Raw genomic sequence first — 14499 nt, 5'->3', positions numbered from 1 at the left:
GCTATTCTACCTTTTTAAATTGAAGTAATCTAAAATCCCCAACTTGGCCGTTAGGCACTTTTATTGCTTTAAGGGTTAATGTTCCTTTTCCTTTAGGTAAAGTCATTACTCCTAAGTTTAATGGTTTAAACTCCTTTACATAGGATTCCATTCTGGGTACACGATCTTCTTCTTTACCCACAAGGGGAGGGTTAAAAGGTTTGGTTATTTTTGCGGCGATTTTGCTGGTTTCAAAACTTAGTTCTACAATTGCACCTAAATCCTTTTCTGGGCAGGTATAATACATTTTAACCTGAAAACGTCCTTCTTCCAGTATTTCTACATTCCAGGTAATAGCATCATTGACAGATTTCCAATTGGTAAAAAAAGAATCGTTTGGCCAGCGGTTACTCCGCTTAATATTACCATGAGCTTCACCATCTCTGGCCGGTAATTGCGTATAAATAGCTTTGGGGTATCCTAAAGTAAAAGCACGATTATCATTCTCTTTTGTGGTATTAATAGTTTCAATTTCCCAGTTATTCTTAGCTTCAAGCATTACTTTAACTATGTCGGTATTAGAACTGGCGATGTCTTTTAATTGCGCTCTGTCATTGGTAATATCGTATAGTCTGTTTTCATTATCTAGTCTAAAATTTTGACTTCGTATACTTGTTTTACCGTTCCAATGGTTATAGATGAAACGATTTTTATTTTCAATAGTTTCTCCTAAAAGTAAGGGGCTTAAATCTTCTCCATCAATAGGCATTTTGGTTCGTAGGGGTATGGATAATAGTCCGGTTAAGGTGGGTAAAATATCAATACCACTAGCAATTTCATCAATCATGAATCCTTTTTGAATGTGGTTGGTCCATTGTATGTAAAAGGGAGTACGCACGCCTCCTTCATCAACATTTCCTTTTTTTCCTTTCATGCCACCATTCCAACGATAAGCATTAGGTCCGTTATCAGATAGGTAAATGATTATTGTTTCATCTTCAAGGTTTAGACTTTTAACTTTGTCTGTAATTCTTCCAACATTGTAATCAATATTCTCGACCATTGCCAAGGCCGCTTTGGTAAACTGTAGGTCTTCATTAACGTGCTCATCAGATAAGAAATCAAAAGACTTGTCCTTCATTTTATTCCAAAACTCATCGGGAACTTGCATTGGACTATGTGGAGTATTGTAAGGTAAGTAGAGGAAAAAGGGTTCCGTCTTGTTATTTTCTATAAACTCGAGTCCTTTATCCGTTAGGTCATCAACTAAAAACCCGTTACCTTTTACCAATGTTCCATTATGCTCTAACATAGGGCTAAAATAGTTGCCCCAATGACCAGATGCGAATCCGTAGTACTCATCAAACCCTCTACTATTGGGGTGATATGGCGGTTGCATACCATTGTGCCATTTTCCAAAAGCTGCCGTGTGGTAACCTGCTTTTTTAAGTATATCTGCTATGGTGGTTTCATTTAAATTTATGCGCTCACCACCAGAAGAAGTTTCATAAACGCCAGTACGGGTAAAATATCTACCCGTTAAAATCTCTGCCCTAGTAGGCGAACAAACTGGCTGTACATAGAAATTATTGAACGATGCACCGTTGGTTTTTAATGCATCTATATTTGGTGTGTTTAAATTTCTATTACCACTGCTGTTTAAATCTCCCCAGCCTTGATCATCGGCTAAAAAAAGAATTACATTGGGTTTTTTAATTTCAGATTTTGAACTGTTTTCTTTTACCTTTTCTGCACAAGATGTCGTGAATAATAAAAGAAGACAAGCAGTGATTTTTAGGGATTTCATAAATAATTTTATACTTAAATTCTATTGGGGGTTAGAAAGAGTTTATAACCTAAATAATTATTCTTTAATTGCCAAACCTACCATAGAATCGGCAGTGCCATAATACAAAAACCATTTGTCATTATAATAGACAAGACCTTGAATAAAGGTAGTTCCTGCTTTATATTGTCCACTAATTTCATGAGGTAAGCTTGGGCAAATGAAAGGTACCTCCATTCTTTCTATCATTTTTGTAGGGTCATTTTTATCAAATAAAACTTGACCACCACAATAGGTACCTTCGGGGTATTTAGTAGTAGCGCCATCTCCACTTAAATTTTTTCCATTATACAGTAAAAGTATACCTGCATCTGTATAAAGCGCGGGAGGCCCCGGCTCGGTTAAATGGCTATCAAATTCATTTAAAGTTGGTTTAAAACTATGAAGCAAATCGCCATTTTCAGTTAAGCTCGGCTCCCAATCGACACCATTTTCCGAAGTAGCAAGGTTAACGAATAGCTCGCCCCAATACATGAGATACTTGTCGTTTATTTTTTTAGCGATTAATCGCCCATCAACCAATTCAGTAACAATTGAACCAGATTTGCTCCATTCGTTTAAATATTTTCCTTCATAGGCATTTTCAAAAACCGGACCTTTTTTTGTCCAATTTTTTAAATCTTTAGACGTAGCACTTGAAAGTCTGGCAACATCATTGTTCCAACTGGTATAGAGCATAATGTAAGTGCCTTCGGGTGTTTCCACAATTCTAGGGTCTTCAATACCACCGGGTTGATCCCACTTTGCAAATTCATCGTTATCAGGAAAAAGTACGGGTTTTGGATATTTTGTAAAGTTTATTCCGTCAGTACTATAAGCTAATCCAATGCGTGAGGTTCTTTCTCCTAAAATAGCATCAGGGTTATCTTCTGCCCTAAACAATAAAAATACTGTATCATTTTTTACGATGGCTCCCGGATTAAAAACATCAGCCTTTTGCCAACGAACTTCATTTTTAGAAATTGGATCTAAGAATGTATATGTTGAATCTGGTTGCATTATGGGGTTAAGCTCAGTTTTCTGAAAACCCAAGAGCCATGGAGATTCTGATTTTTCTTTAAACATTTGTGATGACTTCTTATCATTCTTACAAGAGAAACCTAAAATTGCTAAAGTCAAGATTAGAAATATGTTTTTGTTCATAGTTTTAAGATGAATTGATTCGATACTATTTTTGATTTCCTGTATACTGAAACTACTTTAAAGATAAAGCACCTCTGTTTAAAATCTGTATCTTCAAACACAAATTAAATTTAAACATGTTTACGAATAGAATAAAAGGGCTTTTGTCTTGGGCAGTCCTTATGGTAGCGTTAGGTTGTAAAGAAGATGCTAAAAGTACAAGTGCAGTCGCAAATGAAAAACAAACTGTAGAAACTGAAATTGACTCTGTCAATGAGCCAAAGGTTGAAAAACCTATGTTTAAAAGTCTGGAAGGTGTTGCGGATACTACATTTGTTCGTTTAGCAGACTATAGCGACGGATTTGCTTATGATCTAAGATATGCAACGAATAATAATTTCTTGAAAGAACAGGTGTATGATTGCGGCGAATGCTATACTAGGGCAAAGACGGTTAAGGCATTATTAAAAGCAAATGAAGAGTTTAAAAAACACGGAGTAAAGATAAAATTCTATGATTGCTACAGGCCCAATTCTGTGCAGTATAAGATGTGGAAAATAGTCCCTAATCCGCAATACGTTGCCAATCCTGTTAAAGGTTCCATACACAATAAGGGTGGGGCAGTAGACATTACTTTAGTCACTTTAGACGGAAAGGAATTGAATATGCCTTCAGATTTTGATTTTTTTGGAAAACGTGCTTATCATGATAATTTTGATTTACCCCAAGATATTCTTGACAATAGAAAACTGTTGAAAGAAACCATGGAGAAATATGGGTTTTGGTCAACGCGCACAGAATGGTGGCATTATAATTTACAAGGAGCATCAAACGACCCAATAGCAAACTTTACATGGGATTGTGAATAGTATAAATTATATATGATGAAAAACAGACAATTATTGTTAATGTTAGTACTGGTGAACGGTATTTTCGCCCAAGATACCATTATGCCCTTATGGCCAAAGAATAAAATTCCTAATCATGTAAAGAGTACAGAAAAAGAAATACATGAACAAAACGGAATTTTACGAATAAGCAAAGTTCAAGAACCTACAATAGATGTGTATTTACCGTCAAAGCAAAACGCTACGGGTGAAGCAGTTATAATATTTCCAGGAGGCGGATATGGTATACTGGCCTATGATTGGGAAGGCACAGATATTGCAAAGTTTTTGAATAGTAAAGGTATAGCGGGTATTGTAGTGAAATACCGTTTACCGTCTGATGTTTCACAAACCAACAAAAAGTATGTTCCACTAATAGATGCGCAAAGAGCAATACGGTTGGTAAGAAATAAAGCTGATAAATTTAATATAAAGTCGGATAAAATTGGAATAATAGGATTTTCTGCTGGAGGTCACCTAGCATCCACGTTAGGAACACATTTTAATGAAAAGGTTTATGAACTAGTTGATACTGTTGATAATGAAAGTGCACGACCAGATTTTATGGCTTTAGGTTATCCCGTTATTTCTTTTGGGCCTGATACACATAGTGGGTCTAAGAAAAATTTAATAGGGGAGAATGTATCATTAGAATTGGATGACTATTTTTCTAATGAAAAACAAGTTACAGCACAAACGCCACCCACTTTTTTAGTCCATGCTACCGATGATACGGTAGTACCTGTAGAAAATAGCTTGTTATTCTATAAAGCATTAAAGGAAAAAGGGGTTTCTGCAACAATGCACATATATCCAAAAGGCGGACACGGATTTGGCTTAGGTTTACATGATGAGCATTTGAAGAATTGGGGAGATAGAATGGTTGATTGGATAATTTCGTTGCGGTAAATAATTTAAGTTTTAGAAAAAGATAGATAGTAATCTGTAGAACTTCTCTATTTTTGCATTCGGAATTTTTAGGAGGTAGCCCTTCGATTACACTTAGGATAAACTGCACTACAGTGAATCTTAACTTGTTGAAAAACTATTTAATATTTATGGAGATTTGTTTCCATTTTAATTTCGGGATGTAGCGCAGTCCGGTAGCGCACTCGGCTGGGGGTCGAGTGGTCGCAGGTTCAAATCCTGTCATCCCGACGAATAGTGTTTTAGTAAACATTACTAAAAAGCTAATCATATGATATTCAGTGTTTTTAATTTTTATTGAACTCATATGATTAGCTTTAATATCAAAACAAGAGTTACCTATTCGGTTACCTATTTATTGCCGTAATTTTTCATTATATTGTAATTACTTAGCGTTTGACTTTCGCTTCGATTTGACTTTCGAAATACAAATCGATTTTTAATTTAAAGCGACAGTTTATGCAAACTTCAAGAACATTTAGTATTCATCTATGGTTAAATACATCTAAGGGAAAGGATGGTTTAGCTCCAATTTACGCAAGAGTAACGGTTGACGGTAAAAGGGCTGAAATTAGTTTACAACGGCAAACAAAAATTAAAAACTGGGACTCAAAGTCTAAAAGAACAAAAGCACGAACTCCTGAAGCTAAAGCTTTAAATATTTATTTGAATCAAATTTATTTCAAATTACTAGATTGTCAAAAAGAGCTCTTATCCGAGTGTAAGTTAATTACCGCAAAATCTATAAAGTATAGATTCGTAGGGAAAGATGAAAAACATAAAACTTTGCTTGAGTTAGTTACTTACCATAACAAAAGTATGTTGGGTAAGCTAAAGATGGGTACACTTAAAAATTATTATACAACTGAAAATTATCTAAAGCGTTTCCTGATATTAGAGAAAAAAACAAAGGATATTTATTTAAAACAAATTAGTAGTAGTTTTATTATTGATTTTGAACAGCATTTAAGAAAGGGTCCTTCTTTACAGAGTTCAAAGCCATTGAGAAATAATGGTGTCATGAAGCATTTAGAGCGACTTCGAAAATTGATGAATCTAGCATTGGATTTAGAATGGTTGGACAAAAATCCATTTGTTCGATACAAGTTGAAATTTAATAAATTCACAAAACAATTTCTTACACAAGAGAATTTAGAAACTTTTGAAGTTTCATTACTTAAAGAAAAGAAATATCAAATTGTCAGGGATTTGTTTGTTTTTGCCTGTTATACAGGTTTGTCATATAGTGATGTTAAGTTGCTTAACAAAGCAAATATTAAGCCAGGAATCGATGGTGATTTTTGGATTTTCATTCGAAGACAAAAAAATGAACAACTAGTTAAAATTCCTTTATTGGATAAGGCTCTTGCAATTTTAAAAAAATATGAAAATTATCCTAACGTTGATAAAGGAAGAGCGCTACCAGTTATTTCAAATCAAAAAATAAACTTTTACTTAAAAGAGATTACTTCAGATATAGGGATTAATAAAAATATTACTTTTCATTCGGCAAGGCATACTTTTGCTACTACAGTTACGCTTTCTAATGGTGTGCCTATTGAAACTGTTTCCAAGTTAATGGGCCATAAAAAAATTTCAACAACACAGATTTATGCTAGAGTTCTAGAAGAAAAGATTAGCTCGGATATCATTTTACTTAAAAAACGATTAGAAATCAATTAATAAAATTTTATATTAAAGATTTGAAGTTTTATATTAATTTTTTTAATTAAGATTAAAAAAATGTAGTTTTGTAACTTATGAAATCTTTTATTCACAAATTCATGTCTTTTTTTATGGCTGTTGTAGTTCTTTTGACTACAATGTCCTTTAATGTAGATATGCACTATTGTGGTGACCTTTTAGTAGATTTTTCAATCGTTGAGCAGGTTAAGTCTTGCGGAATGGAAAACGTAAAGGCTGACTGTAATAATTTAGATATCACCCAAAAGTCTTGTTGCACAGATACTCAGTTAATAGTAGAAGGTGCAGAAGAATTGAAAGTTTCATTTGAACAACTTTCTTTTGATCAACAGGTATTTTTTACTTCATTTACCTATTCTTATTTAAATCTTTTTAATGGAATAGATTCTAACACTATTTCATTTGAGGATTATGCGCCTCCGTTTGTCAAACAGGATGTGCAAGTGCTGCACCAGATTTTCTTAATTTGATTTTATTAAATAGTTCCGATTCTTATCGGAAATTGAGCCCAACAGATTATCTGTTTAGGGCATGTTTTTTATGTACAATCTTTTGGACATTATTAAGCTTTTTATCGATAGCTATTTAATTGTTAGAAGTAATTCTTATAATAAATCATTTTATATGACCAACCAAAAAAGACTTTACCAAATCGATTTATTTCGATTTATTGCGGCAATGAGCGTTCTTTTGCATCACTATTTATTTAGAGGTTATGCGGAAGGTAATATGTCCAACATAGATTTTGGCGAAATAGGACAATTCTTTAAATACGGGTATCTAGGTGTAGACTTCTTTTTTATTCTAAGTGGTTTCGTAATATCATTATCAATTAAAGGTAATTCATTAAGTAAGTTTTTGTTTTCACGAATTACAAGGCTATATCCAGTTTATTGGCTATGTGTTATTTTAACTTTTTTGGTAATTCTTATATTTGGTGCTCCCAGATACTTTGTAACGTTAAAACAGCTATTATTTAATTTAACCATGTTTCAAGACTATTTTGGTGTAGACTCAATTGATGGGGTGTATTGGTCGCTTGTAATTGAAATGAGGTTTTATATTATGATCGCCTTATTTCTTATTGCTAATAAGTTAAAAAAAATTAATATAAACACCTTTATTTATATATGGATTTTACTTTCCATTTTTATAGTTTTTCTTAATCAAGAGATTTTTCTTTTACGAGTAATAAAATATATATTTATTTTAGAATGGAGTTCTTATTTTATTGCTGGCATGGTGTTTTTACAAATTTTTAATGGTGTTTTTAAATTAAAACATGTTCTGTTATTGTCTATTTGTTTATTTCTATCCTATTATAATTTAAATGTCAGAAAAGAGGAATTTGAAATTTTTTATCAAGTACCTCACTCAATTACTATTAAATTTACGACAGTTGTTATATTCTTTATTCTGATGTTTTTAATTTCTAAAGGAAAACTAAACTTTTTAAATTCACCGAAGCTTCTCCAACTTGGACTTCTTACTTATCCATTGTATTTGATACATCAAATTATTGGTTTTATTATTTTCAATAATTTAAGTGATAAAGTAAATAAGTACACTTTGCTTTTTTCAACTACTATTATAATGATATTGGTATCCTACGTAATTAGTAAGAAAATAGACCCTTTACTAAGTTCCTTATTGAGAAAAAAATTAGATTTGATTTACGTTTGGTTTAAGTTGCGGAAAAGTAATGTTTAATAGATTTTGTAATTCAACTAATTACATCATTAATTAAGGCGCTATAAAGCAACACGCAAATAACAAAAGACAACAACTAATTATTATGTAATTGATATTTATTATTACTTACAATGAAACAAATTTAGAAATGGTTTAAATTTATATTAAAGGCAATAATTAAAAGAACAATAATTTTCTGTAAATTTGTATAAGTGAAAAAGTTTTATCATAAAATATTATCGGTTATAATGGCTTTTGTAGTGTTGCTCTCTACAATGTCATTTACAATTGATTTTCATTATTGTGGTGACCTTTTAGTAGATTTTTCAATCGTTGAGCAGGTTAAGTCTTGCGGAATGGAAAACGTAAAGACTGACTGTAATAATTTAGATATCACGCAAAAGTCTTGTTGTAGAGATACTCAGTTAATAGTAGAAGGTGCAGAAGACATGAAAGTTTCATTTGAACAACTTTCTTTTGATCAACAGCTATTTATTATTTCATTTACCTATTCTTATTTAAATCTTTTTAATGGAATAGATGCTAACACTATTTCATTTGAGGATTATGCGCCTCCGTTTGTCAAACAGGATGTGCAAGTGCTGTACCAGATTTTCTTAATTTGATTTTATTAAATAGTTCCGATTCTTATCGGAAATTGAGCCCAACAGATTATCTGTTTAGGGCATGTTTTGTTGTTTAAACTTTTAACGTCAAAACTTTTCATTCAACTATTTAAAATCAATGATATATGCTAAATAAAAGCATTAAGTTTCTCATAGAAAATAAATTAGTCGCGCTATTATTACTCTCCCTTTTTGTGTGTTGGGGAATTATAAGCACTCCTTTTAATTGGGATACCGGTATTCTAACGTCGAATCCTGTTGCTGTAGATGCAATACCGGATATAGGAGAAAATCAACAAATAGTATTTAGCAAATGGGCTGGTAGGTCTCCTCAAGATATAGAGGACCAAATTACATACCCTTTGACTACCACCCTTTTGGGAATACCTGGCGTTAAAACTATTCGTAGTTCATCTATGTTTGGCTTTTCTAGTATATACATCATTTTTGAGGAGAATGTTGAATTTTACTGGACTAGAAGCCGCATTCTAGAGAAAATAAATTCCTTGCCAAGTGGTTTGCTTCCCGATGGTGTCAACCCCACATTAGGGCCTGATGCTACAGGATTAGGACAAATTTATTGGTACACTTTAGAAGGTCGCGATAAGGATGGTAATGTAACCGGAGGATGGGATTTACAAGAATTACGAAGCATCCAAGATTATTATGTAAAATATGGCTTGGCTTCTGCTGGTGGTGTTTCTGAAGTAGCGTCAATTGGGGGATATGTTCAAGAATATCAAATAGATGTCGAGCCTGAAAAAATGCGACAATATGGAATTGGCTTAGGCGATGTCGTTAAGGCGGTTAAGGAGTCTAATCAAGATATTGGTGTACAGACTCTAGAAATGAATCAGGCGGAGTATTTGGTTCGTGGCTTAGGTTATGTGAAATCCATTTCAGATTTAGAGGATGCAGTGGTTACTTCAAAAGACTATACCTCAATTCATATTAAAGATATCGCAAATGTTCATTTAGGACCTCAAACAAGAAGGGGTATTTTAGATAAAGAAGGCGCTGAAGTTGTAGGTGGCGTTGTAGTTGCTAGATATGGAGCCAATCCATTAGAAGTAATAAATAATGTCAAAGAACAGATTATTGAAATTTCATCGGGACTACCTTCAAAGGTTTTGAAAGATGGGCGTACATCGCAGTTAACCATTGTCCCATTTTATGATCGAACAGAACTTATTCAAGAAACCTTACACACGCTAAACGAAGCGCTTACGCTAGAAATTCTTATTACTATTCTTGTAATTATAGTCATGGTGTTCAATCTACGTGCATCTATACTTATTTCGGGTTTATTACCGGTTGCAGTATTGATGGTTTTCATTGCCATGAAACTGTTTAACGTAGACGCAAATATCGTTGCGTTATCTGGAATTGCAATCGCCATAGGTACTATGGTAGATGTGGGGGTAATACTCGCAGAGAATATGATTCGGCATTTAGAAGATGAGAAACTACGCTTTCAAGAAAACGGTGTAGAATATACTACCAATGAAATCATATATAACGCTACCGCCGAAGTCTCTGGGGCAATATTAACGGCTGTTCTAACTACGATTATTAGTTTTTTACCCGTATTTACAATGATTGGTGCAGAAGGTAAACTTTTTCGTCCACTAGCATTTACCAAGACCATGGCATTAACTGCATCTTTGCTAATTGCTCTTTTCTTGATACCACCAATTGCTGCTTTTCTTTTTAGAAAAAGAAATTTAAAAATAGGGACTACATATTTTATTAATGGATTATTAGTAATTCTAGGTTGTATCGCCATTCTTTATGGCTATTGGTTGGGTTTATTGTTAATTGCTTTTGGTGCTGTGGCTTTTTTAAAAATCAGGTCTTTTATCTCTTCGAAACAAGGGAATTTGATAAACATTATACTATCAACTATAGCAATTGTAGTCTTACTTGCAGAATACTGGAGACCACTTGGGTTTGATCGTAGCATTATCATGAATTTGATTTTTGTTTCAATTATTTGCTTCGGCCTATTGGGTGTATTTACAGTTTTTAGAAGGTATTATGACCAAATTCTTCGTTGGGCTTTAGAGAATCGACTTCTTTTCTTAACGATACCTACAGTGGTTTTAATACTGGGGGTTCTCATTATGAGAAATACGGGCAAAGAATTTATGCCTGCTCTTAATGAAGGCTCTTTTCTTTTGATGCCTACTTCTTTACCGCATGCTGGTGTTGAAGAAAATAAACGTGTTTTGCAACAACTAGATATGGCTGTTGCCAGTATTCCAGAAATAAAGACTGTGGTTGGTAAATCTGGTAGAACAGAATCTGCCCTTGACCCAGCTCCTTTATCTATGTACGAAAACATGATTCAGTATAAGTCTGAATATATGAGAAATAGTAATGGAGAAAGGCAACGTTACAAGGTAAACGATGACGGATTGTTTGTTCTTAATAATGATAAGTATATCATCAACCCGAACAATGACATAAATGATGATGCAATTTATGAGGCTTCAAAACTAAAAACAACAGCCACTGATAGGGATTTAATTGTTGATGACGATGGAGAATATTATCGAAACTGGCGACCAGAAATAAAAAGTCCGGATGATATTTGGAATGAAATAGTTAGAGTAACCAAATTTCCAGGTGTAACATCTGCCCCAAAATTACAGCCTATAGAAACTAGGCTTGTAATGTTACAGACCGGTATGCGAGCTCCTATGGGGATTAAGGTTAAAGGTCCCGACTTAAAAACTATTGAAGATTTCGGATTGCAATTGGAAACCATTTTAAAGGAGGTGAATGGTGTGAAGAAACAAGCTGTTTTTGCAGATCGCATCGTTGGTAAGCCCTATTTATTAATTGACATTAAGAGGAAGCAATTAGCCCGTTACGGATTAACCATAATGGACGTTCAAGAGGTGCTACAAGTAGCGGTTGGCGGTATGTCTCTTACGCAAACGGTAGAAGGTAGGGAACGATATGGAGTAAGAGTTCGTTACCCAAGAGAATTAAGGTCAAATCCAGAAGATTTGAATAATATCTATGTTCCCATAAAAAACGGTACACAAGTGCCACTTGGTGATCTTGTCGATATAAGATATGAACAAGGACCACAGGTTATTAAAAGTGAGGACACCTTTTTAATAGGTTATGTGTTGTTTGATAAATTAGATGGTTTTGCTGAAGTTAATGTTGTAGAAAGTGCACAAGCTCGAATTGAACAAAAAATCGAAAATGGTAGTTTAATAGTTCCGCAGGGTGTTAGTTATCGATTTACCGGAACCTATGAGAATCAGCTAAGGGCAGAGAAAACCCTATCAATCGTAGTGCCTATGGCGCTGTTAATTATTTTCTTGATATTATATTTTCAGTTTAAATCGGTATCCACATCATTAATGGTGTTTACCGGAATCTCGGTTGCCTTTGCTGGTGGCTTTATTATGATCTGGTTATATGGTCAAGATTGGTTTTTCAATTTTAATTTATTCGGAGAAAATTTACGGACACTTTTTAATATGAAAACCATTAACCTAAGTGTAGCTGTTTGGGTTGGATTTATTGCGCTGTTCGGTATTGCTACTGACGATGGTGTAGTTATGGCCACCTACCTGACCCAAACTTTTGATAGAGAAAACCCTGCTGATAAAAGAGGAATTAGACTAGCAACTATAGAAGCTGCAAGCAAGCGAATAAGACCTTGTTTAATGACAACTGTAACTACCATATTGGCGTTACTGCCTGTACTAACATCTACAGGAAAGGGAAGTGATATAATGATACCGATGGCCATACCCATATTTGGAGGAATGATTATAGATATAACTTCCTATTTTTTGGTTCCTGTTCTGTATAGCTGGAAAAAGGAATATGAACTTAAAAAAGTATACAAATGAAAAAGTTAAATCTAATTAGTTGCTTATTCTTTCTAACTGCATTTGTTAATGCTCAGGAGTTACAATCGTTTATTGAGGAGGCTATTCAAAATAATCCTGAAGTACAGTCATTCGACATTAAATATGCTATTGCTGAAGAGAAGATTAAGGAAGCCAATTGGCTGCCAAATACAGAATTTAGTTTAGGTTATTTCGTGAGTGAACCTGAAACTAGAGTCGGTGCCCAACGGGCAAGAATTGGGGTAAAGCAAATGTTGCCTTGGTTTGGTACGTTAACCGCGCGAGAAAATTATGCAACTTCAATGGCAGATGCCGAGTATGTTGAAATTGCTATATCAAAACGAAAGTTAGCGCTTTCTGTTTCTCAATCGTATTATAGACTGTACGCCATTCGAGCAAAACAAGAAGTTCTAGAAGAGAATATTCGACTTTTAAACACCTATGAGCGATTAGCACTAACATCTGTTGAAGTGGGCAAAGCGAGTGCGGTAGATGTATTGCGTTTACAAATACGTCAGAACGAAATGCAACAGAAAAAAGAAGTGCTGGAGGAAGAATATAGCGCAGAGCAAACCGTATTTAATAATTTATTGAATACCGATAAAAATGCACTGGTTACTATCCCTACAGAGATGAATATTCCCGAAATAGACCCTATAAATACTTTAGACGGTTTAGCATTAAACCCTGAATTACTCAAGTACGATAAGCTTTACGAATCTGTGGCACAATCAGAATTACTCAATCAGCGTGAAGGATTGCCTATGATAGGTTTTGGCGTGGATTATTTACCTGTTAGTGAGCGTACAGATGCATTTCCTAGCGATAATGGTAAAGATATTTTGATGCCTATGGTTTCAGTATCTATTCCCATTTTTAATAATCGGTATAAATCTATTTCTAAGCAAAATGAACTGCGACAGCAAGAAATCAACTTGCAAAAGGATGAGCGATTAAATGTGCTGGAGTCCGCTTTATCGAAAGCGGTGTCACAACGCAATCAATCCAGAATAGCATACAATACCCAAGAACAGAATTTAAAGCAAGCTAAAGATGCCGAACAAATTCTCATTAAGAATTATGAAACGGGAACCATCGATTTTAACGATGTGCTGGATATACAAGAGCTCCAACTCAAATTTGAGTTGAATCAGGTGGAATCCATACAGATATATTACATACAATCTGTACTTATTAATTACCTAGTCAACTAACCGATGGAAAATAAATTATTCATAAAAAATATGGTGTGCAACCGCTGTATTAAAGCGATAAAAAGGGATATCGATGCATTGGGTATTCAATTAAAACATATTGAATTAGGCTCTATAATATATGAAGAGAAATCTAAAGATGATTTTAATAATATAAAAACAATTTTAGAAAACAACGGTTTTGAAATTCTACTTGCTCAAGACCAGCAATTAGTAGAACAAACTAAAATTGAACTCATCAAATTACTGCAAAAATTACCTTTGCAATTAGAGAAAACACTCTCTAAATATTTAGAAAGTACAATGAATATTGAGTACTCAAAAATCAGTAAGATTTTTTCATTCAATGAAGGTATAACTATAGAAAAATACTTTATCAAATTGAAAATAGAAAAAGTAAAAGAACTGATACAATTACAAGAAAACAACTTTACAGAAATTTCACAACTACTTGATTATAGTAATTTAACACATTTAAGTAATCAATTTAAAAGTAAAACAGGCTTAAGTCTGACAGAGTACAAGGATAATAATCAAAATTTTAGGAATCCTTTAGACAAAATTATTTAAATACCAACCATAATTAATATACAACTAGCTGTTAATCAATGGTATTTTTAAAAA

Annotated in this window: 11 protein-coding genes and 1 tRNA gene; 10 read left to right on the top strand and 2 right to left on the bottom strand. The window is 33.6% G+C overall.

Annotated elements, in window-relative coordinates:
• Window position 1: 1 nt before the first annotated feature.
• Together BTR34_RS02155 and BTR34_RS02150 are read right to left on the bottom strand one after the other, a co-directional pair.
• Window positions 2-1786: an arylsulfatase gene (locus tag BTR34_RS02155; RefSeq protein ID WP_082960227.1), complete on the bottom strand. Its 1785-nt coding sequence runs from the start codon at window positions 1784-1786 to the stop codon at window positions 2-4.
• Between the two features lie 57 nt (window positions 1787-1843).
• Window positions 1844-2968: a glycoside hydrolase family 130 protein gene (locus tag BTR34_RS02150; protein WP_068486704.1), complete on the bottom strand. Its 1125-nt coding sequence runs from the start codon at window positions 2966-2968 to the stop codon at window positions 1844-1846.
• 116 nt (window positions 2969-3084) lie between these two features.
• Between BTR34_RS02150 and BTR34_RS02145 the strand changes: the two genes are divergently transcribed.
• The 10 genes from BTR34_RS02145 (at window position 3085) to BTR34_RS02100 (ending at window position 14445) form a co-directional block, all read left to right on the top strand.
• Window positions 3085-3816 (top strand): M15 family metallopeptidase, encoded by a 732-nt coding sequence (locus tag BTR34_RS02145; RefSeq protein WP_068486706.1) that lies wholly within the window; start codon window positions 3085-3087, stop codon window positions 3814-3816.
• Window positions 3817-3828: 12 nt separating this feature from the next.
• Complete coding sequence (locus BTR34_RS02140) at window positions 3829-4743, top strand: alpha/beta hydrolase (protein ID WP_317039616.1); 915 nt, start codon at window positions 3829-3831, stop codon at window positions 4741-4743.
• 175 nt (window positions 4744-4918) lie between these two features.
• A tRNA-Pro gene (locus BTR34_RS02135) sits at window positions 4919-4992 on the top strand.
• Between the two features lie 228 nt (window positions 4993-5220).
• On the top strand, window positions 5221-6444 hold the full coding sequence (locus tag BTR34_RS02130) for a site-specific integrase (protein ID WP_068486709.1): 1224 nt from the start codon (window positions 5221-5223) through the stop codon (window positions 6442-6444).
• Window positions 6445-6521: 77 nt separating this feature from the next.
• Window positions 6522-6935: an HYC_CC_PP family protein gene (locus tag BTR34_RS02125; RefSeq protein ID WP_074472086.1), complete on the top strand. Its 414-nt coding sequence runs from the start codon at window positions 6522-6524 to the stop codon at window positions 6933-6935.
• A gap of 154 nt (window positions 6936-7089) precedes the next feature.
• Window positions 7090-8175 (top strand): acyltransferase family protein, encoded by a 1086-nt coding sequence (locus tag BTR34_RS02120; RefSeq protein WP_197496178.1) that lies wholly within the window; start codon window positions 7090-7092, stop codon window positions 8173-8175.
• 194 nt (window positions 8176-8369) lie between these two features.
• On the top strand, window positions 8370-8783 hold the full coding sequence (locus BTR34_RS02115) for an HYC_CC_PP family protein (protein WP_074472085.1): 414 nt from the start codon (window positions 8370-8372) through the stop codon (window positions 8781-8783).
• A gap of 125 nt (window positions 8784-8908) precedes the next feature.
• Window positions 8909-12661, top strand: coding sequence for an efflux RND transporter permease subunit (locus BTR34_RS02110; protein ID WP_068486729.1), 3753 nt, complete (start codon window positions 8909-8911; stop codon window positions 12659-12661).
• On the top strand, window positions 12658-13875 hold the full coding sequence (locus BTR34_RS02105; RefSeq protein WP_068486731.1) for a TolC family protein: 1218 nt from the start codon (window positions 12658-12660) through the stop codon (window positions 13873-13875). Before BTR34_RS02110 ends, BTR34_RS02105 begins: the two co-directional genes overlap by 4 nt.
• Window positions 13876-13878: 3 nt before the next feature.
• Entirely contained in the window at window positions 13879-14445 is a 567-nt protein-coding gene (locus BTR34_RS02100; RefSeq protein WP_068486732.1) for a helix-turn-helix domain-containing protein, read from the top strand.
• The last annotated feature ends 54 nt before the right edge of the window (window positions 14446-14499 follow it).

It is taken from the genome of Maribacter hydrothermalis (assembly GCF_001913155.1).
Classification (GTDB): domain Bacteria; phylum Bacteroidota; class Bacteroidia; order Flavobacteriales; family Flavobacteriaceae; genus Maribacter; species Maribacter hydrothermalis.
Note: the sequence above shows the minus strand (reverse complement) of the source record. Positions and strands in the feature narration are given on the sequence as shown.

Bases quoted from the DNA above. Each gene is read 5' to 3' on its own strand.
- BTR34_RS02155 (WP_082960227.1), bottom strand. From the start codon at position 1,786: ATGAAATCCCTAAAAATCACTGCTTGTCTTCTTTTATTATTCACGACA.
- BTR34_RS02150 (WP_068486704.1), bottom strand. From the start codon at position 2,968: ATGAACAAAAACATATTTCTAATCTTGACTTTAGCAATTTTAGGTTTC.
- BTR34_RS02145 (WP_068486706.1), top strand. From the start codon at position 3,085: ATGTTTACGAATAGAATAAAAGGGCTTTTGTCTTGGGCAGTCCTTATG.
- BTR34_RS02140 (WP_317039616.1), top strand. From the start codon at position 3,829: ATGATGAAAAACAGACAATTATTGTTAATGTTAGTACTGGTGAACGGT.
- BTR34_RS02130 (WP_068486709.1), top strand. From the start codon at position 5,221: ATGCAAACTTCAAGAACATTTAGTATTCATCTATGGTTAAATACATCT.
- BTR34_RS02125 (WP_074472086.1), top strand. From the start codon at position 6,522: ATGAAATCTTTTATTCACAAATTCATGTCTTTTTTTATGGCTGTTGTA.
- BTR34_RS02120 (WP_197496178.1), top strand. From the start codon at position 7,090: ATGACCAACCAAAAAAGACTTTACCAAATCGATTTATTTCGATTTATT.
- BTR34_RS02110 (WP_068486729.1), top strand. From the start codon at position 8,909: ATGCTAAATAAAAGCATTAAGTTTCTCATAGAAAATAAATTAGTCGCG.
- BTR34_RS02105 (WP_068486731.1), top strand. From the start codon at position 12,658: ATGAAAAAGTTAAATCTAATTAGTTGCTTATTCTTTCTAACTGCATTT.
- BTR34_RS02100 (WP_068486732.1), top strand. From the start codon at position 13,879: ATGGAAAATAAATTATTCATAAAAAATATGGTGTGCAACCGCTGTATT.